18 protein-coding genes and 1 pseudogene are annotated in these 25,635 nt (G+C 46.0%); 3 read left to right on the plus strand and 16 right to left on the minus strand.

The genetic code is table 11. The annotated features are described in order from the left end of the window. Window position 1: 1 nt before the first annotated feature. From HMPREF1493_RS05430 to HMPREF1493_RS05440, 3 genes and pseudogenes are all read right to left on the minus strand, one after another. A complete protein-coding gene (locus HMPREF1493_RS05430; protein ID WP_051485294.1) occupies window positions 2–1,927 on the minus strand; it encodes a BglG family transcription antiterminator in 1,926 nt (641 codons plus the stop codon). A gap of 251 nt (window positions 1,928–2,178) precedes the next feature. Then, entirely contained in the window at window positions 2,179–3,363 is a 1,185-nt protein-coding gene (locus tag HMPREF1493_RS05435) for a tyrosine-protein phosphatase (RefSeq protein ID WP_084058357.1), read from the minus strand. Window positions 3,364–3,703: 340 nt separating this feature from the next. Then, window positions 3,704–4,123 (minus strand): annotated as a pseudogene (locus tag HMPREF1493_RS05440) (transposase); the annotation flags it as partial. A gap of 75 nt (window positions 4,124–4,198) precedes the next feature. On the opposite strand from HMPREF1493_RS05440, the gene HMPREF1493_RS05445 reads away from it, so the two are divergent. Next, complete coding sequence (locus tag HMPREF1493_RS05445; protein WP_198013760.1) at window positions 4,199–4,528, plus strand: hypothetical protein; 330 nt, start codon at window positions 4,199–4,201, stop codon at window positions 4,526–4,528. A gap of 315 nt (window positions 4,529–4,843) precedes the next feature. Here the strand turns inward: HMPREF1493_RS05445 and HMPREF1493_RS05450 are convergent, their stop codons facing one another. The 4 genes from HMPREF1493_RS05450 to HMPREF1493_RS05465 form a co-directional block, all read right to left on the minus strand. After that, complete coding sequence (locus tag HMPREF1493_RS05450; RefSeq protein WP_035428460.1) at window positions 4,844–7,678, minus strand: TrlF family AAA-like ATPase; 2,835 nt, start codon at window positions 7,676–7,678, stop codon at window positions 4,844–4,846. A 124-nt stretch (window positions 7,679–7,802) separates the two neighbouring features. Beyond that, complete coding sequence (locus HMPREF1493_RS05455) at window positions 7,803–11,129, minus strand: DEAD/DEAH box helicase family protein (protein ID WP_035428463.1); 3,327 nt, start codon at window positions 11,127–11,129, stop codon at window positions 7,803–7,805. A 2-nt stretch (window positions 11,130–11,131) separates the two neighbouring features. After that, entirely contained in the window at window positions 11,132–13,207 is a 2,076-nt protein-coding gene (locus tag HMPREF1493_RS05460; protein ID WP_051485297.1) for an Eco57I restriction-modification methylase domain-containing protein, read from the minus strand. Window positions 13,208–13,896: 689 nt separating this feature from the next. Beyond that, entirely contained in the window at window positions 13,897–14,190 is a 294-nt protein-coding gene (locus HMPREF1493_RS05465) for a hypothetical protein (RefSeq protein ID WP_035428466.1), read from the minus strand. Window positions 14,191–14,457: 267 nt separating this feature from the next. On the opposite strand from HMPREF1493_RS05465, the gene HMPREF1493_RS05470 reads away from it, so the two are divergent. Beyond that, a complete protein-coding gene (locus tag HMPREF1493_RS05470) occupies window positions 14,458–15,405 on the plus strand; it encodes a 3-hydroxyacyl-CoA dehydrogenase (protein WP_035428467.1) in 948 nt (315 codons plus the stop codon). 598 nt (window positions 15,406–16,003) lie between these two features. On the opposite strand, the gene HMPREF1493_RS05475 is transcribed toward HMPREF1493_RS05470, so the two are convergent. From HMPREF1493_RS05475 to HMPREF1493_RS05500, 6 genes are all read right to left on the minus strand, one after another. Then, the gene (locus tag HMPREF1493_RS05475) at window positions 16,004–16,726 is read right to left on the minus strand and encodes a GntR family transcriptional regulator (RefSeq protein ID WP_035428469.1); all 723 of its coding nucleotides are present in this window, start codon (window positions 16,724–16,726) and stop codon (window positions 16,004–16,006) included. Window positions 16,727–16,917: 191 nt separating this feature from the next. Then, a complete protein-coding gene (locus tag HMPREF1493_RS05480; protein ID WP_035428470.1) occupies window positions 16,918–17,901 on the minus strand; it encodes an SIS domain-containing protein in 984 nt (327 codons plus the stop codon). 65 nt (window positions 17,902–17,966) lie between these two features. Further along, window positions 17,967–18,794 carry a PTS system mannose/fructose/sorbose family transporter subunit IID gene (locus HMPREF1493_RS05485; protein WP_035428472.1) on the minus strand — a complete coding sequence of 276 codons (828 nt, stop codon included), beginning with the start codon at window positions 18,792–18,794 and terminating at the stop codon, window positions 17,967–17,969. A 13-nt stretch (window positions 18,795–18,807) separates the two neighbouring features. After that, entirely contained in the window at window positions 18,808–19,617 is an 810-nt protein-coding gene (locus HMPREF1493_RS05490; protein ID WP_035428473.1) for a PTS mannose/fructose/sorbose/N-acetylgalactosamine transporter subunit IIC, read from the minus strand. 15 nt (window positions 19,618–19,632) lie between these two features. Continuing rightward, a complete protein-coding gene (locus HMPREF1493_RS06975) occupies window positions 19,633–20,556 on the minus strand; it encodes a PTS sugar transporter subunit IIAB (protein WP_084058359.1) in 924 nt (307 codons plus the stop codon). Window positions 20,557–20,754: 198 nt separating this feature from the next. Continuing rightward, window positions 20,755–21,735, minus strand: coding sequence for a sugar isomerase (locus tag HMPREF1493_RS05500; protein ID WP_035428475.1), 981 nt, complete (start codon window positions 21,733–21,735; stop codon window positions 20,755–20,757). A 555-nt stretch (window positions 21,736–22,290) separates the two neighbouring features. On the opposite strand from HMPREF1493_RS05500, the gene HMPREF1493_RS05505 reads away from it, so the two are divergent. Continuing rightward, complete coding sequence (locus HMPREF1493_RS05505) at window positions 22,291–23,112, plus strand: hypothetical protein (RefSeq protein WP_035428476.1); 822 nt, start codon at window positions 22,291–22,293, stop codon at window positions 23,110–23,112. A gap of 214 nt (window positions 23,113–23,326) precedes the next feature. Here HMPREF1493_RS05505 and HMPREF1493_RS05510 read toward each other — a convergent pair whose 3' ends face one another. The 3 genes from HMPREF1493_RS05510 to HMPREF1493_RS05520 form a co-directional block, all read right to left on the minus strand. Beyond that, window positions 23,327–24,268 (minus strand): transketolase family protein, encoded by a 942-nt coding sequence (locus HMPREF1493_RS05510; protein ID WP_035428478.1) that lies wholly within the window; start codon window positions 24,266–24,268, stop codon window positions 23,327–23,329. Window position 24,269: 1 nt separating this feature from the next. After that, window positions 24,270–25,091 carry a transketolase gene (locus HMPREF1493_RS05515; protein ID WP_035428480.1) on the minus strand — a complete coding sequence of 274 codons (822 nt, stop codon included), beginning with the start codon at window positions 25,089–25,091 and terminating at the stop codon, window positions 24,270–24,272. Between the two features lie 128 nt (window positions 25,092–25,219). Next, window positions 25,220–25,504: a PTS sugar transporter subunit IIB gene (locus HMPREF1493_RS05520; protein WP_035428482.1), complete on the minus strand. Its 285-nt coding sequence runs from the start codon at window positions 25,502–25,504 to the stop codon at window positions 25,220–25,222. Window positions 25,505–25,635: the final 131 nt, after the last annotated feature.

Here is a 25,635-nt window from a genome sequence, read left to right on the forward strand (position 1 = left end):
CCTATCCCCTCTTTCTCAAACCATCACCTGACGATGTAATCTGACCAACAAAAGTTGAAAAACTTTGATGCTTTACCAGTGAACAAATTGCCTCTTTATCCATAAGAAGGGACGCCATGTTCTTGTTAAATAAACGGGTCTTCTCGTCTTCTGAACAAGAAACTGAAATCAAAAACACAGCAGCTACGTCATGACCGTCCCAATCAATTGGGTTGTCTAATAAACCAACTGCTACACAAGTACGTTCAGATACTGGGCGCGAAGGATGAGGAAGTGCAACCAAGTTTCCAAAGGCAGTCATTGCTAAAGTTTCGCGGTCAAAAACCAGAGCTCTGAACTCATCTTCAGAAACAGAGATGTTTGATTTCTCACTGTTGCATAATTGACTGACCAAAAAGTTAAGTACTTCTTCCTTACTTCTGTACGCAAGATGTGAGAAGAAAAGATGCTCGCTAAAATGTTTAGCAAACTCCTCTTGTTCATCTCGACGAAGCAAGTCTTTAACTAACAAGTCTTTATTAATGTCATCGAGCAAGAACCCCGAATAACACACAGGAACTGGCAAAGGAAATTCAATCTCAACGGTAGAGAACACGTAATCAATATGTGAAAAATCAATCTGAGAAATCTGACTTAAATTACACGCAGTAATTGACCCGATATAAGGTCCAAATTCCTCTTTGATACGAATTCCCAAAATCTTTGAAGTACCTAGACCTGTTGCGCATACACAAAGTACATTCTTTTTTGGCAGTTCAGTGCGTTTACGCTCCAAAGCCAAAGCAAATGCCAGGGCCAGATAAGCTACTTCATGCTCACTGAGAGTTGCTTCGTACTCTTTGGCCAAGATTGTTGACGACTCCATGGCCATCAAGTATGCCAAAGGCATTCGATACTGGATGTCAGTAAGCAGTGGATTTTCTATCTGCAGGTTATAGTGCAATCGAACGGAAAGTGGCACAATGTGTCTAGCTAAACTCATATGTAGTTCAAGATCATTCCTAAAATCAAATCTGAAACTACTCCATACCAAATCAATCATCTGACGCGTAACTGCAAATACGTCATCGGTAATTACTAGATTTGGAGACTCAGAGATATCTTTAAACATCTTTTTAGATGCCAAATGAATTGCAATATAGGCAACTTCTGTCTGAGGAAACTCAACATCAAACTCAGACGACAGACAATTTACCAGCTTTTGTGCCACGCTATATTCATACGAGCACTGAATTCTCTTAAGCGAGTCTTCCTGTCCTACAACATAGCGCTGTTGCTTAATGCGATTAATTGCAACCACAATATGAATAACAAGATTTCTAATTGCAAAATCATTCAAGCTGACATCATGATGTTCAACACACTCAACTACCAGCTTTGTTACATCAGCAATAAGTTCATTATTTTCTACCGTGGCGTGACAACTACCCGAATATGCTTCGTTTGTTACCAGACTTGCCAGGCAGAGCCGCTTATTAAATTCAGTACCTTCAATCTGAATTCCATAATGCGATTTACGCATTATGCGCAGGTCAAATCTGGCGAGAAACTCTTCAGCTTGTTTTAAATCAGCCGAGATAGTCTTACGAGAGACATAAAGAATCTCTGATAACTCGTCTACCGTAACCCAATCGCTTCGATTAAGCAGATCGTCCAATATATATGCCACACGCTCATTAGAAGTCTGAGGTAGCTGATCTTCCTTATTAAGCCAACAATCCAAGAGCTCGGGATTAAGAACCTCGAGATGATAACCCTGACCTTTTATTGTTGTAATTTCAGCAATGCCTGAGAGTAATTCTTTTGCTCGCTTAATATATGCGCGCACCGTGCGCTCGGAGACGCATAAGGACTCAGACAGCGTTGATGTAGAAACATCTTCCTGTTTTGCCAAGCACGTTATGAGACGAACAAGTTTGTCATCCATGACGCACCCTCCTTATAGAAAATTATAAAAAGGGGCCCTGACGTTTCCATTTCCAATTCCGCCAACGGTAAAAGGAAATCAACTTCACATAACATTATTTAAATTTGTTATTAAAAACCTGGCGAGAAGATTGCTCCTCTCGCCAGGCAACTAACCTGTCAGTTCTTGCCACAGGCCGGACCGTCGCCGGTGCGCGGCGTGGCAGCCCACGAACGCCGCAGACGTCACCGCCTCCCGCGGCCCGCAATTCGCTACTTGCTCGTCAGACGTTCGACAAGCTTGTTGATTTCCCACTCGGTCATGCCTACTTCAGTCAGATACTTGCGAGCTCCGGCTGCGTAATCCGCGCCGTCGAGCGAACCGTACGTAGGCACCCCAGCAATGCAGCGAGCGATGTCGTCGAACTTCACGTCAACAACGGCGTCGTAACGAGCCCTATCGTCCTTCTCGTTAATGCCGTAATAGTTGTCGTAGGTAATCATGTAGTCGTCGCGCATCTCGTCGTAGGATGCGCCACAAAGTGCCTCGAGAAGAGCGCAGACAAAGCCCGTGCGATCCTTACCCTCGGTGCAGTGAATAAGGTAGGGCCCCTTATGCAGAATTATCTCGCGTAGACCCGCTACCAGGCGATAAGCGTATTGGCCGCCCCGATAATTGGCGTTGAGGTTAAGAGCCGCAACATTCCCTGCGTCATACAGGCTTTTGTGCCACGTAATGTCGTAGTCCGCATTCTGGTAATAGCCCTGGATCTCTTCATTGGTGTCCGCGAGGTCCAAGATAAACTGCACGCCACACTTCTGAGCAAGATCCGCTGCGTAGGGCGCACGATTGTTCTGGTTATCAATAGGAGACGCCGAGCGATACACCACGCCCTCGGCAAGATTTCCGCCCTTCATAGGACGGAAGTTAGCAAAGACCTCGTCACTTGTGTAATCGGAGCGATTGTTAGTGTACGTTGCATCCAAGGCCTTCTGAACTGTTGCGTACTTCTGCTTCTCGTGGAGCGTCACCGTGGCCGTATCTCCAGCCTTCAGACCAGCGGTTTCCCACAGAGGCTCGCCATTATTTATGCACACGTCGATGTAAGGATAGCCCGGATATGCGACAACCAGGGGCTCGTAGGTTTTGGTGTAATAGCCGTTGTAGTACGGAATATCGGTGAGCTTGTATCCGTTGCTGAACGTAACGTCCACGCTGTCGCCATACTCAAACCCCAGGTTATTGAACTCGTCGATAGTAATATCCAGGTAGCTGCCGCCAAACTTGGGCTCGTGCATTGCCTCGATTTCCCCCGTTGTGATTGACGACTGCGTTGCTTGCTGGGCAGGGTTGTTCTGCAGGAACGGGAATACGTTGCATCCAACCAGCGCAAACGAGAGCACTAACGTCATAAACATGCTCAAAGCCGTCGTAAAACGTTTCTGTAACTTTTGCATTTCTCGCCCCGATTCTGCCGATCCTGCGTGTCCAAGGAAGCTGCGATCGAAAGACCATACGCGTCCGTTAATGCCGCATGCTCAATGACTCCGCACGTACAAACCACACCACTTTGACTATACGACTGACGAGAAACCCCACCTGTCCAAACAGATGGGGTTCACATGAACGGTGTCGTTTTATCGGTGGGTGGAGAAAGACAAGGTGGTATAAATCAGCCATATTATCCTCAATTCAAAGAGAGTCTTTATATCTTGTCTATTCTTACCGCCTGTAGCGATGAAACAAAGTACTCCCGAAGCTCACCAAAGAAGATGCAAGTCTGATTTAGTCCCGAAAGGCGTGTCTTAAGTCATCTACCTCTTCATCTAAAGACTTAACCAGTCTCGAGACTCTACTTCTGCTGATTTTTTCAACACCAAGCTCACTCAGTGCTTTTTCTACCTTTCTATTTGAGATACCTAGAGTCCACATATCACAGATACAGCTTGCAAGAGCTGTATCACATCTGCTCCACTTGCTTACGATATCGTCAGGAAAATAGGTTCCTTCACGGAGTTTAGGAATTTTTAAGGTAAGAGTTCCAACTGAAGTTACCAGCTTTCGCTCACGGTATCCATTGCGAACACAACCAAGCTCTTCTACTTGCTCAACCATTACGGTATTTACTAAGTCTTCAAGTAGTGTTCGTGCCATACCATTAAGATCTAATTTGTGATCTTGGGTGTAGGAGAGCTCAGTTTCGTGTAGAGTTTGCATTGCGGTTATTTCCTTTCTGAATTGGTTTGGTGACTATATTTTAGGAAATAACCGCACTTCTTTTAAATGACTGAAATGCTTGCTTACACCACTTTTCGGGACACGACCTTAGTATTAGGTCGCACTTCTCAAGAAACAGATAAAAACCAAAATTGGATTGAAATCAATGATCTAGGTTTTGGATTTTACAAAAACGGTCAATTGCTTCCTTTTACACCTGGACACGACTACGAATTAATTATGTTCGAAGACATCATTAAAACATTACAACCAGGTAAGTGGATTGAATGTCTTGTCCGTAAGTCATCTTGTTATGGAGGTGACGCTGGAGATGTACCTGTAGATCCAGATTTTTGTTGGCGAATTTACGTTTGTGAGGTAACTATCTATAAGGTACAAGAGTAAACTGACCCGAGTCTTCGGGCTCGTGGTACAACGGATGTATCGGCTAACTCTAAGTCTTTAGAGTTAGCGTCGTAAAATTCTATGGCATGCTTATTTGCAGAGTTATTCTAATTAAATTCGGTGCCATAAGAATTCCCAGCGTCGACGAGAGTCGGGTATTCTCCCTCACCATAACGGCTCGGCACACTCTAGGCATACCGTCCCCCAAGACTTCGACTCCTAGGGGACGGTGCGTTAAATCATGCAGCGATTCAAACTTTGCTTCTGAAAACTGGCGAGATTTTTTAGACGTATGTCTAGTTACAATATACGCATCTAGCTGAGCTGATATTTTTTACGTCTTCGTTCCAGAGCCTCGCGACCACCCTCAAGAATTCGACAGGCATGCTCCTGGATGCTGCACTGATCTAGGTAATACTCACTCTGTTTTTTATCCTGTATATTGTTTTCAATTGAACCACTTCTATACTCAAATTTTGCCAACCTGTTTTTATTGCCGGCGCCGTGTTGATTGGCGATAATTAACTCTTCCGCATCTGCTCCTAAGGCAATATTTGCATTGTGCGTCACGATGATAATCTGGCGCCTACACTTTGCTTCTTTAATAAAGCTACGTAGGTTCGTATAGATAGACTGGTTGTCAAGATCATCTTCCGGCTGGTCTATCAAGATGGGACAGGTCCCCTTTTCTAGTTCAACAATCAACTCTAATAAAACAAGCCCCTTCTTACCTGGTGACATTTGTTTCAAATCGTCACCCTCATTTTTTACTACATAATGGATGTTATACCAATCATCAGATAGGACATTGACTAAGTCACGACTATTAATACCTTGACGCAGTTTAATCTCCTTGGAGGAGACGGGATTTACTACTGCATCCCAAATCTGCATCAACAACTCTTTTCTAACATTATTAAATTCATCTTCATCTAGATTTTGAAGATCAAATTTAGTTTCTTTCCTAAATCCAGCCAGACTTCTAAAATTAATAAGAGCACGAAGTCTCTCGATGAAATCGTTGAACTTCCAGATCGGTTCAGCGGAAAACTCCAACTCTTCAGATAGACCGCTTGTGTCGCCTTTGACCACATCGCAATAACTTATATATGCCTGTCCTCTTAAATCGTGAGCAGACAAAATAGCCTTGCAACTCTCCTCTTGTTCTTTTTGGAGTTCTTCAATGCGCTTTTCCCTTTCCTGCGCAGCTTTTAAACATTCCCTTTCCTTTGCAAGCCTATCTGCCGTCTTCTTTAGTAATTCATTCTGCTCTACTTTAGGCCGGAGAGTTTCAATTCTTACTTTTAACGCTATACCTTCTTTAATAGTCTCCTGCAGTTTGACATTAATGTCAGTGTTAATTTGCGCAAGCTCTTGCTTCCACATAGGCTGAACAGCCGAATTAATTTTATCGACTACCTGTTGAATTTGGTCTGCAACGCTAGGTGTAAGTTGAGTTAAGTTAGAATCGTCAATAAGGGACTCGCCGATTGAGAGCGTTGGTGTGGGCAATGCATTTAGACCGTTAATATCATTACTAAGCCGCTTTACTTCGCCACGTTTCTTTTCAATTTCGGTTAATAATCCGGCATATTCCTCTAATTCTTCTGGCGTAACAGACGAGGTGTCCATTAGCTGTTTTACTTGCTCTTCGAGGTCGTGTACCGTCTTTTTGAATTGAGCTGAAGTACCCTCTTTTAGGCGCTCTTGTACAAGACATCCAATTTTTTCTTTTGTATCGAAATATTTATTTATTTCTACATTAACAGTATTGTTGATAGCTGCCAGTTTCGAATTTAGCGTTTTGTAACTAGCTTCAACTTTCTCGTTTTGAAGAAGTACGTCACCAATGAGTTTACTTGCACCCTCATTTAATTCTGGGTTATCTACAGTACGGTTGAGATATGTTTGAGGCAAATAAATTATCTGTCGTGCTTCGCCACTCAGGCCATCTTTCCAAGTAACTGTAGAATCCGCTAGCATCCGTAGCGGCTCTAGAGATGAGTGTTTTTCCTGCTCTGCTGCATAGGTCGGATTAATTGCATGAGCAAGCTGACGTATAAGAAGTGATTTACCTGTAGATCTACCGCCAATTATGCAGGTCAGTCCCTCATTGAATACAACTTTCCTGCCTTTATAGTCTTCGCCATTAAGCGTTATTGACTCAATTATTCGATGCGGGTCAGGAGCTGATGGGATGTATTTACCGATGTGCACCCTATCCTTAGGCTCGCACAGCACCTGTAATAAGCCCTCAAACGAAGTGTCGGCCTTTATCCAGCAATAGCGACGTTCAGAAGGCTCAAACATGCGATCAAAACTATGAGCATCCGATCCCCAAATACAAGGCTTAATGGAGCCAAACTCTTTAATTCGATCTTCTTCTTCGCCTTCTGCAAGTGCCCACTTGCGGGTTGCCTCATTCGATGTGAGATAGAAGTTGGACTGGTAATAGATACTCTTTCTTCTAAGGTAATCTCTTCCATTCCATGGCACTTCTGCGAGATTCTCATCTACCGCAGTGGCAACTGCATACGAATCTTTAAAGTCATCACATGACTCCAGTAATTTGTGGACTTCCTCATAGCTGATAGAAACATGCTTTAGACCAAGAGAATAGTCGTCTCCCTTTCCACCATTATTCTCTCTGACAGTCTTTCCTATTTTTTCGATTCCCTCATGAGTGAGTGGTTGCACACCTGGACTCACCTTAACCGTTAACTGATGCAAAAAGCTTTGTTCTATTGTTGTTGGATCAATTTCGTTGGAAAACAAGACATGGATATCAATATTCTTTCTCCCTGAGTTCGTGCCTTCAATAAACGTATCGTGGCGTAACTCGATATTGGGAAACACAAAAATCTCTTTAATTCGATGTCGTATGTCCTCATCGGGAAAGAGCTCAGCAAGCTTTTCGTCATTATCGAGATAGTTATTTTTTAAGCACTTGTAACCGTCAATGGAAAAGTAATCCGTTATACCGATTGCATAAACATCTTTTTCCAGAGCCTTTGAGAATAAAACTTGAACGTATTTATCAAAATCTTTAGGTTCCTCAGCGTTGCATCCAAATTTATTGTTAAGAATCGAGTACGGAGTATGTACATGAAAATCCCACTTGCGCCAAATTGATCCATACGGACTGTTCATATTCCTCGCCCCTGTTCCATGAGATTATCTTTCTTACTTCTTCATATTTTCAGCCTGCTCAAATACTTTCTAAAGCAAGCACATAAGCCCTCTAACGACTAAAAGTTCCATAGAACGGTTGCGTTCACAGCTTCCCTCCAAACGCTTGTTCAACGAACTCAGCAAGCTTTCCTTCCTTAGCCAGCTCGGCAGAGTCTGCCTTCACGAAGTTCGTGTCACAGCCGCCTCCTACCTCACCGTTCGCACCCAGAATGTAGTTCGTTGCTATCTTGTAGATGATCTCGGTCGGCGCAATACCAAAGACCTGCTCTTCCAGGATGTGATTAAGTCTAGTTCGGTCATTCGGGAAAAGGTCACACATCTTTTCACTGTTAAACAAACGCTTTATAACCTCGGTAATGTAGAGACCACTCTTCATGTAGAGGTCAGCGAAGGTGTGATCAGGGTCGTCAAAGCAGCCTGGGTTTTCTTGCTCGAACAAGTCAACCATCTTCACAACCACTGCTCGAGGCGTGAAAATCTGGTTAGTCTTCTGCGGTGGCACGTAGTCGAAGATATCCTCGTCCTGACTGTCATCAAAGTAGTTGGCAAGCTTTCCGCGCAGGCTGATGAACTCGTGCACCGAGTCATCAAAAACAACGGGATCAAAAAGTTGTCCCTCAAAGTGAACTGTTTCTCCACTCTCGGGGTCGGTAACATCTCCTCCGTCGCGCAGCAAGCAGAACTGCTCCACAGTCACGCTTGTTACCTCGAAGAATACATCCTCTGGAATTATCTGATCAAAGTGGGCAAGCGTCGTATCTTCGTCACCGTAAGCCATCAGGAACGACGGGATTGTGCGAGAGAATCCACGCAGGTGGTCGCGAATACTACCTTCAATGGTTTGCTTCTTGTTCTCCCTCTTGGCAGTTTCCACTTCGCGAACTACAGTCTCGCCAGCACTCTTTACCAGTTCATCGCAAGAATCCTTAAGGTTCTCAACGAGGCTCTGTCGCGCGTTCTCAATCCTTTTATCGTGGGCTCGGTTAATCTCATCAGCTTCTTCCTGCGTCTGAGCAAGGTCAAGCTGACTTGCTCGTTCCTTCTCGATGCGATTCCTCTCGATGGTAAAATTACCCACCTCTCGGTGAAGTCTGATGTCTACATCCGCCTTGATGCGACGCTCTACCTTTTTCTGCTGGGAGGAGCGGAATTCATCGCCATATTTCTCATTCGCTGCCTCCACAAGAGGTTTGGCAATACTGTCCGAGAAGATCGACTGCAAATTATCAAGGAACACGTCATCAGAGTCACCGTCCTCATCAACAATAATGGTGTCGATAACATCATCGAGCTCATCTGCAATGGAGCTGTAGACTTTTTCTCCAAATATGCCATTGGCGAGACCTATCACCTGTTCCTGTGGAATCTCCACCTCGCCGTTTTCATTAAGATTAAGCTCGTCTGCCGTGTCCTCACGGACACCAAGTTCCTTGTTGGGAGCCTTATAGGGCTCAAGTTTTTGCAGCACATTGAGTACCTCGGCGGGTGCACGGAAGATGTTCGAGATGTTCTGGAAGAGGAAGTCACTCATGAAGCCGCGACGCACCACCTCACGCGAACGGATCTTGCGTGGAATAGAGAGTACGCGCTCAGCATCGAGCTCAACCATCTCGCCGTTCTCGTCCTCGCCGATAACCGGGAAGAAATTGAGCAGCGTCCTCACGCGCTGCTTGCGGTCATCTGCGGTGCCACCACCTGAAGCAGTATCAGTGTAGAGGTCGTTCGCAAACTCCTCGAAGATGGTAAGCGTGCGAGCGGGGTCAAAGTCGAAAACATATGCGTTCTCTTTACGTAGGAACTTCCCGTTCCTGTTGAACAGACATGGATTCTGCGCACGAAAAGCCGCTTGCATGTAAAGTGCAGGACTCTTCATATTGGAAAGCATGAGTACTGCTGTCCATTCAGGAATAGTAACGCCGGTAGTAAGTTGTCCCACCGAGAGTGTGATGGTGTAATCGTGTTCGGCTATGGCTTTGCAGACCTTGTCAAAGGCTTGAGCACTCACCTCATCGTCGTCCAGTTTACCGTCGCCTGCCGCAAGTACGATTTCGTAGTCTCTGAAGACAGGATGTTGTTTCAGTTTCTTCGCAAGCGCTTTAGCCGAATCCACTCGGTTGAGCATCCAGAGCGTGTGGCGCAGCTCGTCTCTAAGCTCGGATGTGGAAAACGGAAACTTCTTCTGTGTGGTAAGTGCGTCCAAAAAGCGGTTAACGTCATCGTTGTGCAGAAAATAGCCATTTTCGTTGGTAGCAAAGAACTCGTTTAGATCGAAGGTATACTCAACGTTCTCTCCGTCGATGTCTATGCCACGTTTAATTTCCCCTGCCACAATGTCGGACATCTGGTAAGTGAACATGTTAAGACGCGGAAGCTCTGCGTAGGGGTTTGGAAGTTCAGGGTTATCCCAATCTTTCTTGGCCTTCTGTTCGTCGGCGTAAGTCCAGTTGAAAATTGCATCCTCAGGGAACTTCTCATTAGCAATCGCTTTAAAGGGTGTACCTGAGAGATGCAAGGTGAACTTACGCTTAATGTGATCAAATGCCACATCAGTCTTGAAAGTATCTACACCCTCATGAGCCTCATCAATAATAAGAACATCCCACTCAAGTTCTGCTACATGGGCAAGCTTGTCATACTTTCCACCAAAATCAATAGCACCTTTAAGATCTTGCAGGCTCACGAATTCAATAAAGCCCTTAGGAACACCGTTATTGAACCCTTTTCGATACTGCTCACGAGAAAGACAATATGGCTTTCCTTGAAGTGTGCTTATAGAACTGATAAATGCTAACCCGGACTCAAACCCGACAAACTTTACATAGTCGTCGTACCAGGAATTTGCAATAGCAGGACGATTAGTAACAATAAGGATCTTTTGTGCACCGATACGCTTACAAAAGTCGTACGAAGTAAGGGTCTTTCCGAAGCGAGGTTTAGCGTTCCATAGAAACTCACCACGCTCGTGAAGGTGTGCGTAATCGACCGTTTTTTCCGAAGCCCTCTCCTGCTCATCGCGCAGTCGATATTCAACGGGTGCAAGCGCATCGCCAACAATTCCATGATTTTCACGAAACTCATAAAAGCGCTGATGAGCAGGAGAGGGCTCTATTTCAAACCACTCAGTTCCTGGTTTGCTAACAATATCAAGCCTGCGAAGATAACCGTGAAAGTCAGTATCGTGAAAAGTCTCCCCTGTATCCTCATAAGTAGCATTTCCATGCCATTCAAGCTTGTATTCCACGTCTGCAGTGTGCATCTGCTGCTTAAGGCGTGTATCAACATTCTGCTCTGTATAGCCGATTTTGGTCCAACCATTATGGCGAGCAATCTCGGGCGTCGTATAAGCATAAATCTGTGGTAGTGCTGGATGTGATGTATTTACAAGCTTACTGATATCGGTGACGGACATGACTAATTCATCTCCTTCACGTGGGATTCAATGAAGTCGATTTCTTCTTTACTTAGTCCGTACTTCGCGTAAAGTTGCTTGTCAATCTCGGAGATAGACTTTGACCAGTCGATATCAGAGCCTTCAGTAAAATCCTGAAGAGGGATAAGGCGCCATACTGGTCGAGTATTATGTTGAGTAACTTTAAGGATTCCCAACATAGCGCGAGCAAATTTTGTTTTTATGTATTTAAGAATCGCCTCTGCTTCTTGCTTTGTATCAACTGCACCCACAGCAAGAAAAGTTTCAGTGAAGCCAATTGAAGGCATGCCGATTAGCGGTGTAGAAAGTGTTTCTCCTAAAGCACCACTTCCATTTGCTTCAGGAACCATTACTTTCCACTTGTTCAAATTATGATTCTTAGCGAGATAGTCTTTTCGCATCCAGCGATACTGTCTCTTTCCATGCGAGATGCCAAATATTTGAACATATTCACGTTGTTCATCGGGCTTTTCACAGGTAAAGAGCTTGGGAAATCTATCAAAAGAGCTTGAGAGAATACGACTATCAGTAATCTTTTTCATCTCTTCGGGCTCTTCGTCATATACCCGCTGTGAGAACCTATAAAGTCCACGGTTAGACACAATTGAATCTAATCCTACAAAATTTTTAGCGTTTACCTTCTGATAAATATTCGAAAGTTCAACAAACGGAATAAAGGTTTCTATTGGTCCTAAATTGCGTGTTGCATCACGCAAAGAGACTACGACTCCACCTTTAATGTCGGTATTGATAAATACTTTAGAAGAATCCGCTTCGTAATATAGCACCTTAAAATGTGGGTCATTAAGTTTCTTTTCATTCCATTGCTTCGGGGTTCCACCTGCATTAACCAAAAAGCGTGCAGGAGTTATTAACTCAACTCGTTCAGAAACTTCTTCGGCGGCATCCATAAAAATGTTATATACAGGTTTTGCATATGATTTATTTCCATCATCAGTAAATTCCTCCTGATATGGAGGATTACCGATTACCGCATAAAACTTCCTGTCCATAGAACATGCCTTGCCTTTCATAACTTGGAATTCGAAAGGTTCATTTTCTTGCCAGTCATATATGATGCAGAAGGGTATCGTTTTGCCAAATTCCTCTTCTTTTTCTTCTTGAGTTGATTTGTCAAAGGATGCTTCATCTAAAAGGTCAAATAATGAGGGTTGCAGTGGTTCTGGCGCAGGCTCCTCATATCCGAAGAGAGTCGACTGCGCGACAGCATCCATCTTGTTGGTAGGTACTGCACACGTAAAACCATTCATCTGCCAGAAATTCCACGACACAATCCATGCCGCCTGATCCAATTCATCGTCTGTTATACCCATGCCCCAGCGCTCACGCAGATGCTCGCAAAACGTCTCGAACACGTTAATACGCGCAAGGAGCAAGTTATCACCCTGGTATTCGAAACCATAGGAGGCTTTGAGGGCACAGATTGCCCATTTCACCCACTCGCGACGGGACTTGGTTTTTTTACTCACTACGAGGAGCTTGCGATCGAGAAACCCAATGCGCTTATCTACAGGTAACACATCACCAGTAACAGAATCGTAGCGGGAGCACACAAAAGGAGCTTCGCCACAGGTAATCTCTAGACGTGGGCTCTCAACATAAGCACGCCAACCGTATCCTCTTTTTTTGGGAAAGACAATTGGCTCCTGAGTGATGTGCCATGCTTGATTATCTTCTCTATTGAAAACATTTCGTCTACTGAACCAGACAGCGTCGATATCGTTATTCATCTGATTACAAAGCCAGGAAGGTGTAAATACCTCGGCACGAGACTTTGTTCGCTTGGATTGATGTTCTTGTTCCTTGGCAATACGAGGCTTGATAACACCTGAGGAGAGACCGGTGATTTTCTCGACAGTAATCTCGTCGTCACCCATATATCCCTCGCCGAGCGCTTCATATTCATTATCTGCCCAGATAATATTACGACCGGTGGTGCGATCTTGAAGAAGTGTCTCTAGAATCCGTGTTGGATATCGAGAGTCAAAGCTCTCGATGAAGCCAGAACCTATAGTATGTTGTCCATTGGATTCCACTGTTTACTGCTCTTTCTTCATGAGAACTTTGATAATGCACATATTTATAAAAATACCGAACAAATGTCACGCAAATTTGAGGTCTTTTATCGCGCTCCCTTGAGGCTTCTTGGTGTGCATGTGCGAATGGTGATCATGTCACCGACAACAAGCTATTCCAGCAACACAGCCTTGACATCATCACTACTTACAAGCTCCGAATACTTAAACTCATGTATCTGTCTTTAATGAAATTCAAATGTGATTACATTTTACAGCAACACATTTACACATGAGCTAATTTCTGTCATATGCAGTAGAAATCAAGCTTTAGGCGATCTGCTCTTCTCATACACACAACTCACGAAATAGTGTTTAACAACTTCGGAGGAGATCAATTGCATCATACTTTCGCTTTGATGGCATATCTTTTCATCCGAATCTCACAACTAATGAACTTATAGAGTAAATCCAGGTGCAGACGGTTGAAGAAAAGAGGCCGCAGATCAGATTTCTAGACTTTTTGATTGGTTATTATTAGTAATATTAACGCTCAAATCAAAATCTTAATCCAATAATTGAATTTCCAAGTCCAAATGTAGCTGTGGCATTCACACTCAAAGACAGCCAAAACAGTTAAACAAAGTGGATTGATGGTAACAGCAATCCTCTACACTTGTTATATATAAAAAATTTTAACTAAGTTTCTACTACTCCCTTGTACCCGTAAACACAAAGTCTCGGTTAGCAATGTGGGCGATGCCTTGGATGGTGTCGCCCTCAACGGAGCCGCCGACGGCAAAGATAACGGGACCCACAAAAGACTCAAGCTTGCCACCAAAGGTAAACGAGTTGTCGGTAACCTTGCCGTTCTCAATATCAATCTGGACACCCATAGCAGTCAGAGAGCCAGTGAGTTTCTCGCCAGAGGTGATGAGGACAGCGGTACCCTCTTTGGCTCCAACGGGAGAATCCATTTGAATCTTGTATGTTCCGTCAATCATGATGCCTCTATTCTGTCCAGGCGTCATACCTGGTGTTTTATTGGGTTGTAGCCAATGGACTGCGCTAAAACCAACTGCTTGGTACGTCTCTATTCTACCCAAGAACGATGAGGGATAGATGTGGTTTCTCGCCAGGGGATAATTCGTAGGAATTGAATGAAAGTTGGAAATTTTCCGAACGAATGTTTGACGGAGAGTTTCTGGGGTATAGGGACGGTAGATAAATCGCGCGGCACTTCTCGCCACGCTTGTAGAAAGGAACGTCCTATGGACATTTCACAGGTTAAGAAAGTTGTAGTTGCTGGCGGCGGCGTTTTGGGCAGCCAGATTGCATTTCAGACCGCTTATCGCGGCTACGAGACCACCATTTGGCTGAGGTCCGAGGCTTCAATTGAGCGTGCTCGTCCAAAGATTGAGCACCTCAGAGAGGTGTATTTGAACACCCTCGAGGCAATGAAGACCGATCCTAAGGCTTACGCTTATGGCCTTATTGCCCAGGATGAGATTACTCCAGAGAAGCTCGACCAGCTGAAAGAGCAGGTAGAGCGCGCATATAGCAACCTCAAGCTCACTTCCGATTGGGATGAGGCTTTTGGTGACGCCGATTTTGTCATCGAGTCCGTTGCAGAGAATCCAGAGCAGAAGATTGAGTTCTATACCGAGCTGGCCAAGCACCTGCCCGAGAAGACTATTGTGGCAACTAACAGCTCAACCATGATTCCAAGCATGTTCGCTGTAGCTACTGGTCGTCCCGAGAAGTACCTAGCACTCCACTTTGCTAACGAGATTTGGCGCAACCCAATCGGCGAGGTTATGGGTCACGCAGGTACCGCTCAGGAGAACTTTGACATGGTCGTCGCTTTTGCAGCAAGCATCCGTATGATTCCGGTCAAGGTCCTGAAGGAGCAGCCTGGTTACCTGTTGAACTCCATGCTGGTACCTCTTCTGGTCTCCGCTGAGCAGCTCTGGGCAAACGGCGTTGGCAACGTCGAGGACATCGATAGGGCTTGGCGCATTGGCACCGGCTCGCCAAAGGGTCCGTTCCAGATTCTGGACATCATTGGCCTGGTCACCGCATACAATGTCGCTCTGATGAACCCTGCAGCTAAGGATCCCGAGTCTGTACAGGGTCGCATTGTTGCCCAGCTCAAAGAGAAGATTGACAAGGGCGAGACCGGCGTTGCCGCTGGTAAGGGCTTCTACGAGTACAAGTAAGGCGCGTACAGGTTGCAAGTGATTTCTACCCGGCATCCATTTCGTGTGGATGCCGGGTTTCTTGTGCGAAAGCGCCGCTGGTGGACGGGGTTTCTCGCCAGGCTGCGGGAGGGCGGCGCGGGCACGGCGTGCATCTGGCGGACGCCTAGCAGGGCGCCTTGAGGGCGCCTAGCGGGCGCCTAGGGGACGCCTTGAGGGCGCCTAGGGGCGCCTGATTTCTGCAAAGAATCTGTAAATTTTGCCTAAAAGCATCAAAGAATCTGTGGATTTGCCTGATTTTACAAAAGAATCGGTAGCTCAAATACAGATTCTTTGCACATTTCAGGCGGACTTTTTGAACTCAAAGTTGCTTTTCATGAGCGCTCTTCGTGGAGCCTGATTTTCTCGCCATGTCTGAACGTTTTGCCGGAAAAGTGCACCAAGTCTGAGCTATTTGCCGGTTTTTCTCGCTATGTCTGAGTAAATTTACTCAGACATGATGTACTTTTCAGGCGGGACGTGGCGGAACACGGCGGGACGCGGGATGACGCGAGACGCGGCGGGACGCGGCAGCATTGACGCACGCGAATGCCGTATCGGAACTTGCAGAGCTTACTTCTTACAAACTCAGCTCGTAACGGCCTCCAACAAAGAAGTCTTTGCCAATGTAAACAGGCTTCTTTTCCTTATCCACAAAATAGGACTCGCTAACAATAAGCGGAGCTCCAACGGAGATATCAAGACGGCTTGACTGCTCTGTTGTTGCTCTTGCTGCATTAATTGTCCAGGAAGAGCTCTTAACTGGCTTTCTTCCAAGGATTTCAGCAACAGCCTTAAACATTGAGACGTTTTCAAGAGGATGCGTATAAAGATTTGAAGCCCACTCGTAGGGCAAAATAACACGCTCATCAACAATAGGAAGATCATCTGCATAGCGAATCCTGCGAATATAAAGAATTAAAGCACCTTCAGAAAGACCGAAGAACTTTATCTCATTTGGACGTGCGGGAATTATTTGCCTGTCTACTACCTCGGCTCTTGGAACAGCTCCGCAAGCGGCACACATCTCGGTAAAACTACGAGACTCTAAAGATTGTTCAAGTCTACGCTTGAGCTGCTTTGAACCTACAAACGTGCCCCTTCCCTGCTTTTTTGTAAGCAAGCTGTCAGCACAAAGATCTTCAATAGCACGACGGACCGTAATGCGACTTACGTTGTATTTCTCGCTTAATTCAGTTTCAGAAGGAATTTTATCGTCAACCTGATATACACCAGACTCAATATCACTCTTAATGTCATCATATATCTGTTGATATAAAGGTTGCACGTTTGATGTACTCAAAACTACTCCTAAGACATTATAGACATCTCAATAATTTAAAACCTTTATAACAATAATACATCTTGTGGCGAAACTCTTGCACATATATATCTTGTCGAAGGTTTACTTCACAGCAAGAGGACAACTTTCCCGAATATGAAGAAAGGACAGGCAGAACCTGTCCTTTCCTTAGCGTGATTTACATAATCAGCTTAGTACTCAATCTTCCACATATAGCGACGCATGGTCAGAGGATGCTTACGAGCCTCAGCGATCTTCTCGGCGTAAACACGCATGACTGCGGTATGAATGAACGGGTTGAAATAGCCGAGTACCTTGGAGGAAACAGCTCCTGCAAGACCGTAATCCTTTGAATCAATGACGGTTACCTTGGAGTTGAAGCGCTGCATAAAGGTAAGCGCACGTGCGTCCATTGGCCTTGTTGCACCCTCAGACATAAAGAGAAGATAAGGCTTTCCATCCTCAGTAAGCTCAAATGGTCCATGGAAATACTCACCTGTGTTGTAAGCTGCGGAGTCAATCCACTGCATCTCAGAGAACAGGAACATAGAGGTTGAGTAAGCAACCTTTGCAGATGCACCAGAGCCCATCAGATAGATAAGCTGATCATCCTTGTAAGCATCTGCGAACTTCTGAGCCTCTGCTCCAGCACTCTGAGCAGACTTCTCTGCTAGCTCATAAATGGCGTTGAGACCATCAATGACATCCTGGTAAAGTTCAGTGCCCTCTGTCTGCTGAAGAATCTCTGCTGCAAGTGCCAGGACATAGCCCATCTTCTCGATCTTTGCTGCATAGTTCTTCTCAAAACCGTGAACAATTACGTAGTCAGCTTCCTTTGTGAGCGCAGAATCTGCAACGTGTGTAACAGCAACTACAGGAGCACCGGCCTTCTTAGCAGTAGTATTGGCTGCAATAGTCTCTGGAGTACCTCCACCAAGAGAGCAAGTAATAACTAGAGTGTGCTCGCCAAGCCATGCAGGAGTATCGTAGTTGAACTCGTTAGCGGTAAAGAGCTGAACGTTAAGCTTGTTGGTGTTGTTTGCCAGGAAATACTTAGCTGGATACAGCTCAGACATGGATGCGCCACAGCCGACAAAAGCAACATGAGTAATAGTGTGGTTCTCGACAATCTTAGAGATAATACTCTTAGGTTGATTCAGATCGATCTCGTACATTTTTTCTCCTCTTCAAATGGTTTACGCCGTTTATTAATGCCGTTTATCAATGCCGTTTTGATTTATTAAGCGAGAATACCCAGTGCGGAAAGTGCAATTCCACCAAAGATTGCAATAGCAAGCAACCAACCTGTGTTGACGCCCTTCTTAACCATGTAGAACATTCCTGCAGTTAGAAGCAGTGGAATTGTCTGTGGAAGAATGCTATCCAAAACGTTCTGAAGGACAAGAGTTCCATCCGCAAAGACCAGAGGTGTTGTCAGTCCAATAAGAGATGCAACCATACTGCCAACAGCCATAAGACCAACAATTCCGCAAACGTACATCAGTCGCTCCATGGTGACGCCATCCTGCAGCTTATGCAGGAACTGCTGGCCGCCCTGATAGCCAAGCTTTGCAGCAAACCAGGTAACCAGAACAGAAGGAACAATGGAGATAAGCATTGCCAGAATTGGTCCCATGATTGAGCCTTGCTGAGCAAGAGCAACACCAAGTCCAAAGGCAATAACACGAATGGTTCCCTGGAAGAACGAGTCACCAATACCAGAAAGAGGACCCATAAGGGAAGTCTTCATTGCATTAATGGAGTCTGGATTAACGCTATCAGGATCTTCTGCGTATGCCTCTTCCATTGATGCAGCAAGTCCCAAGACAAAAGCACTTGTCTGAGGTGTGCAGTTGTAGAATGCCATGTGACGCTTATAAGCCTCTTTTTTGCGCTCTACCTGCTTTGGATCATTTGGATCTGGATAGCATCGATCAATAGTTGGAGCAATGCCATACATAAATCCCATGTTCATTTGACGTTCGTAATTCCAAGAATCCTGAATTGCCCAAGAACGCCAGAAGAACTGTGAAAGCTTTTTATTTAAAGAAACCTTATTTTCAGCCATGATAACTTCCTTCCTACTCGTCATCCTCGAGCGGATCATGCGTGGCACTTACATGAGCTGACTGCAAAGTTCCAGCTCCTGCTCCACCACGACCAAATTTAATGCCGGAAAGAATAACTGCGAGCACCACTGCAAAGAGCGAAACTGCTGTTACAGAGAGGTGCAAATATGCAGAAAGCAAGAAACCAAGGAACAAGAAGCCCTCCATGCCCTTAGAGAGCATCATTGAAATCAGCAGTGCCAAACCAAATGCAGTCAAAATCTGAGCAGAAACATTTAAACCAGTGCTCAGCCATGCAGGAATTAGCTCAACAACGGCCTTAACTGCATCTGTACCAAGGAAAACAGCAGCGAAGATAGGAATAAAATACATAAGAGAGTACAAGGTAGTGCCAACCACAATGTGCATATTGGTTGCTTTCTTGAATTTACCCTCTTCAATTGCCTGGTCAGATACGTGAGTAAGTGCAGCAATAATCGAACGGAAAACAATACCAAAAAGCTGTCCGAGTACTGCAATTGGAATTGCAATAGTCATTGCAGTCTCAACACCTGCTCCTGTAAGGCAAGCAAATGCAGATGCAACAATACTGCCAAGAACCATATCAGGTGGTACGGCTGCGCCTACTGATACCAGGCCCATGCTTACGAGCTCGGTTGCAGCTCCAACAGCAAGACCTGTAGGAATATCTCCCAGAACAAGACCAACGAGTGTTGCGCCAATAAGTGGTTGCTCAAAGTTGAGTCGTCCGAGCAAACGAGAGTCAAGCATGCAGAAAATGCCAACGAGACCGACAAGAAGCGCACTAACAAATGTACTCATTTCTTCTCCCCTCTTTTATAGTGAATTTAAATTGACACGCTGATGGGTAGGTGTCTGCTGAACGTATACTTTGGTTCCAAGATCCAAAAGCTCCTGAGTATCTTTCTTACCTTCTTCGGTAAGGAATACGGAACTTCCAGATCCACCAATTTGCTCCGCACCATCTACATTGGCGGTTGCACCATAGTTGACCTCATCAAATTGATGCTGCTTTGAGAACTCCAAGAGCTCTTTTGTGTTGCCAAATACAAACATTACTGAATCACCAAGCGTGTCCAGCTTTGCCAACTTTGAAAGAGCTTTTTCAACAGTGAAGATATTGAGATAAACGCCGGTGGGTTTAGCCAGCTTAAGAGCATTCTTTTTAATATCATTTGTTGCTGCATCGTTATCCACAATGATGATGCGGTTTGCGCCTACAGTATTAATCCAAGAGAATACAACCTGTCCATGAAGAAGCCTGTAATCCAGACGAGCGAGAACAACTTTGCTCTTTCCGCCCTTTCCTTGGACCGGCTGCTGCTGAGCAGCTGCAATGACAGCTTCCTCGAGCTCAGGGTGGCCACAGTCAACAATACCCTTACGGCTTTCTAGAATTAGCTGGTGAACCTGCTCTTGCGTAAGATCTTCTCCCTCAAGTGCAAGAGACAAAATAAGAGGCATGTTCATTCCAGCAATAACAACAATGTTTTCCTGCTGCTGCAACAATTCAACAGCTGAATTGTTGACACTGCTGCCTAACATGTCGGTAAGAACATAGACATGGTCATTCTTATCAAAAGTCTTAATAAGCTCGACAATTTTGCCGGAAATTGATTCCTTATCCTCCCTTTGCAATGTAAGTGCGTGCACATTAGGAATTTCTCCCACAATCATGTGGACAGTGTCTAAAGCACCAACTGATAGATTTCCATGCGACGCAAGGATAACTTGATTCATAGACACTCCTTTCTTCCAGAGCAATTGTGTCAAACAGTAAAATTGCAAAACTGAGTATACAATACATATAAGACATTATATACGTCTTATATAAATTCGTGTGAACGGTACTTTTTGAACGGTAAACGGTACTCAGCGCAGGCTGCGCGTAGGTCTGAAAGTGCAGACCTGCACACGCGCAAATCCGCGTGCAACCGCCTAGTAAGGAACCTTCCACATATACGTGCGAGTCATATAGTCTTTGCCAGTTGCTTTTGAGAGTTCTCTCATAAAGACGTTGTTTAATATTGGCGAGAAAAGAACATGATTGAAGTACTCTGCTACATCTTCAGATAGCTGAGTAATGCCTAAATCTACAGCATCTAGCACAAAGGTTTTCTCGGCAGCATACGTTGAAAGAAAATTAACTGCGCGCATATCAGCTGGCCTACAACGTCCATAAGAAACGAGCTGGAAAATAGGATCTTCGTTTACAAGCACTTCAAAAGGACCATGGAAGAACTCACATGAATTAATTGTTGGCGAGCTTTTTTGAAGCATCTCTTCAATATTGCAGATGGAAAATATATAGGCCGATCCATAGGCAGGTCCGGAGCCCATAACATAAATAGTTGGAGCATCTTTCACTGATTGAGCCCAAGTCTGTGCAATTGGAGTTGTGCGAACAACTGCCTCTCTATAAAGAGAATCGACCTGGTCAAAAGCCATTTCCATCTCATTCATACGAGCATAGCCTTCAGTTTGATTTACTAAGTTGGCAGCAATCAAGAGGCCGACGCTTGAATTTACTCTCTCAGTTTTACTTTCATCGAGAGCGATAGACTCGTATTTGATTTTCTGATCACATACCTCGGTTAACTGCGATTCCTCAACATAAATCGCAATTACATAAGCACCGTGGTCTTTTGCAATACGCGCAGCTTCACAAGTTTCTTTGGTTCCTCGCATCGAGCAAACGATACAAATTGTTGACTCTCCAAGCGTGGCTGGTGGAGCAAATACAAACTCGTTGCTGGTATGCATGCGAGAAGAAAGAACTGTTGCTTCGTGAGTCATAAAGTAGTCCGCTGGATAAAATCCACCATAAGAACCACCAGCGGCAATCCATTCAACGTGCTTAAAATCATGCTCTGAAATCGCCTTAGCGACTGCTTGCTTTACCTCGTCTTGAATCTTCATGTAACACTCCCTTTGCCAAAATCGAGCTTGATTGCCTTTTCCAAGCGCGTGCATAATTAGTACGTAACGTTATAGATGTTTATATTCTTTTAAGCAAGAAAATTCAAGAAGATGATTTTGGTTAGTCGGCAAATGGCTTAATGGTGCTTTTCAAAAAAACAGCTAGACAGTAATAAAGATAGGGAATAGGAAATTCGCCTGGAAAGTGCGCTATGTCTGAGCTATTTGCCGGTTTTTCTCGCTAAGTCTGAGCGATTTGCCTGTTTTTCTCGCCATGTCTGAGTACTTCTACTCAGACTAAGTGAGCATTTCAGGCTCATGAATCCGGCATAATTGCTTTAACTTTCTCGCGCCTGATTTCTGCAAAGAATCTGTAAATTTTGCCTAAATACATCAAAGAATCTGTGGATTTGCCTGATTTTGTTAAAGAATCGGTGGCTTAAATACAGATTCTTTGCACATTTCAGGCGGGTTTTGAAGTGTATCTGGTCATGAGTCGCCTCCCTGCCGTAGAATCGTTATAGTTTCGGTGCTGAAGTCCATGGGGGGGTGTAAATGGTTGAGTCTTTAAAACTATTCGTTCGGACCTACGTGTATTGGGTAGGGCTCATCCTCGGCTTTGCGATAGTGCCCGGTTCCCTGCTCTTCATCGGTGGAGTCGCCCCGGTGAGCACCCCATTGTGGCTTGCCCCTCTAGCAGGACTGCTATTTTTTATCATTGATAGGCCATCAACATGGGAGACGCCGCTCTGTCGAGCATTACTGATCCGCGTATTGGGTACAGGGGTTGCGGCCATCGCGTTAGTCGCTTTTGATGCAGTTGCTTCCACCCAGTATGGATCTCAACATTGGAGTGAGACGCTCCTATCTCTCGGTCTCGGCTGGATTGCCTTCACGGTCATGGCAGGACGGATGCTCATGAGGAGCTCAGCCCGATTTGCCACGCCTACTTTCACGAACAGGGATGCGATCCGTACGTACACGACATGGATTGGAATCTGCTTCGGGATTTTCTATATCCCCGCCACGGGGCTCGCTGCAGCTGGCACTCTTTTGATGGTACTTCCACTTTACGGAACGTTTCTCACCGGCCTGGTTCTTTTGATAGTTGACCCGCCACAACGATGGCCGCAACCGCGAGTGAAGGCACTGTGGATACGACTCTTGTCAAGCGGGGCAGCAGCATTACTACTTGCTGTCACGAACTCGTTCTATCGCAGTACTGACACACACGAGATTTTCGTTGGGGACTGGCTGGGAAACCTGCTCTTCTGCGTAGGCGCTTGGGCACTTTATGCCGCAGTGGCTGGGGCTGCGTATCTTATGCGTGGCCCCAGCCACGAAGCAGATGACAACTCAGTAGATGAATTCAGCTAGAGCTTGCCCTTTGCGGTTCCTCCGTCGCTACACAGGTCGGAGTAATTGCAGTTGTTCGGCAGATCATTGGGAATGGTCAAACCTTGAAGTCCGCTGTGATTCTAAAGCCCTTCTCGCCAGATGACGAGAAGGGCTTTGTTTGTGCAACGTTGACGTGCAGTGATGCGCGGTTTGCGCGCAGATACGCGTCAGAGGACGAAGAAGCTCGAAGCGCTTACTTCAAGAAATCCTTGACGGATGCAAGGACGCTCGGGGTATCCAGGCCGTACTTAGCAAGAACCTGAAGTGCAGGTCCGGACTCGCCATAGGTGTCCTGAACACCGATGACCTTGACAGGAACAGGAGCGTTCTCGGAAAGTGCCTGGCAGACTGCACTACCCAGACCGCCGATGACGGAGTGCTCCTCAATGGTCACAACCTTCCCGGTCTTTGCTGCAGAAGCAGCAATCAACTCAGTGTCCAGAGGCTTGATGGTGTGGATGTTGATGACCTCAGCGCTGACACCCCCTGCTGCCAGCTGCTCTGCAACCTCAAGAGCCACAGGAACCATAAGGCCACAAGCTACCAGCGTAACGTCAGTACCCTCCTTAAGGACAATACCCTTGCCAAGCTCAAAGTGGTAATCAAGGTTGGTATTGAAGACAGGAACAGGAAGGCGACCAAAGCGCATATAAACAGGACCGTCGTGGTCGTAAGCGGCCTTGACGGCGGCCTCAGCCTCAACAGCGTCGGATGGGATGATAACGGTCATGCCAGGAATGGTGCGCATAACAGCAATATCCTCGTTGCACTGGTGAGTAGCGCCGTCCTCTCCTACCGAGAGGCCTCCGTGGGTAGCGCCAATCTTGACGTTTAGGTGAGGGTAACCCACCGAGTTTCTGATCTGCTCAAAGGCACGACCAGAAGTGAACATAGCAAACGAGGTTGCAAAGACTTTGTGACCAGTAGCTGCGACGCCAGCTGCCATACCAATCATGTTGGCCTCAGCAATTCCGCAGTCCACAAAGCGATCAGGATACTCCTCGCCATACTTGCCGGAGCGAGTAGCTTCTGCCAAGTCGGCGTCAAAGACGAGAAGATCATCATGCTCTTTACCAAGCTCTACCAGGGCTTTTCCGTATGCCTCTCTGGTGGCAATTTTCTGTACGTCTGCCATGTTATGCCACCTCTCCCTCAAGCTCTTTCATAGCCTGCTCGTATTGCTCCTGGTTTGGAGCCTTGCCGTGCCAACCTACCTGGTTCTCCATGAAGGAGACGCCCTTGCCCTTTACGGTGTGGGCAACGATAACGGTTGGCTGACCCTTAATGGTACGAGCCTCAGCAAATGCAGCTGCAAGCTGGTTAAAGTCGTGTCCATCTGCCACCTCGATGACGTGGAATTTGAACGCCTTGAACTTCTCGCCAATTGGCTGCGGAGTGTTGATCTGATCAAGCGAGCCGTCAAGCTGCAGGTTATTGTTGTCAACAATAAGCGTGAGGTTATCAAGCTGGTGGTTGCCAGCGAACATAGCAGCCTCCCAGACCTGGCCCTCTTCGATTTCGCCGTCGCCCAGAAGTGCGTAGACGCGGTAGTCCTTGTTGAACTTCTTGCCAGCAAGCGCCATACCAACAGCGGTAGAAACGCCCTGGCCCAGGGAGCCGGTACTCATGTCAACGCCAGGTGTGTCGTTCATGTTGGGATGACCCTGAAGGCGCGAGTTGAGCGCGCGGAAGGTCTTGAGCTCCTCCTTGGGGAAGAAGCCGCGCTCGGCTAGAACGCCGTAGAGCGCTGGGGTAACGTGACCCTTTGAGAGCACAAAGCGGTCCCTGCAAGGGCAGTTTGGCTTGGTGGGGTCTACGTGCATCTCCTTGAAGTAGAGATACGTCAGGATTTCTGTTGCAGAAAGCGAGCCACCGGGATGGCCGGATTTGGCCGTAAAGACCTGCGTGAGAATGCTTTTGCGCACCTCACGAGCAACCTGTTTAAGGTCGACGTCCATGTAATTTCCTTTCACGTATTTCGTACGAGAAACGCAGCAGGTCGGCACCACGCGCGAGCCGGAGCTACGTGCGAGAAATGCAGCAGGTCGGCACCACGCGCGAGCCGGAGCTGCGTGCGAGTCAGCGCTTACAGACCGAACTTCTCGGTAAGCTTTTCCTTCATTTCATCCTTATCAAGGATGTTGGAGAGAACGATCTTCTCGTCTTCTGGAATGCCGGCGATAAAATCCTCAAGGTCGCGAGCAACAATAAAGAGGTCAGCTGCGCCAGGAGTAACGTCGGAAACGGTTGAGTGCTCAACCTCAACGCCGCTCACGCCCAGCTCATTCAGGACGTCCTGGATCTGCATCTCAACCATAAGGCTGGAGCCAAGTCCACTTCCGCAACAACAAAGGATCTTCTGGATAGCCATAAAAGCCCCTTTCAATTCACCACGTGTGATAGGTGGGTTACGTGGGTTAAAAAGTCGGGCCCCATCCAAGGACGAAGCCCGACCTAGATACCTAAATTCTACTCGCATTTTCTGCAGCAACTGCGATGTTT

Source organism: Atopobium sp. ICM42b (assembly GCA_000564995.1).
Taxonomy (GTDB): Bacteria; Actinomycetota; Coriobacteriia; order Coriobacteriales; family Atopobiaceae; genus Lancefieldella.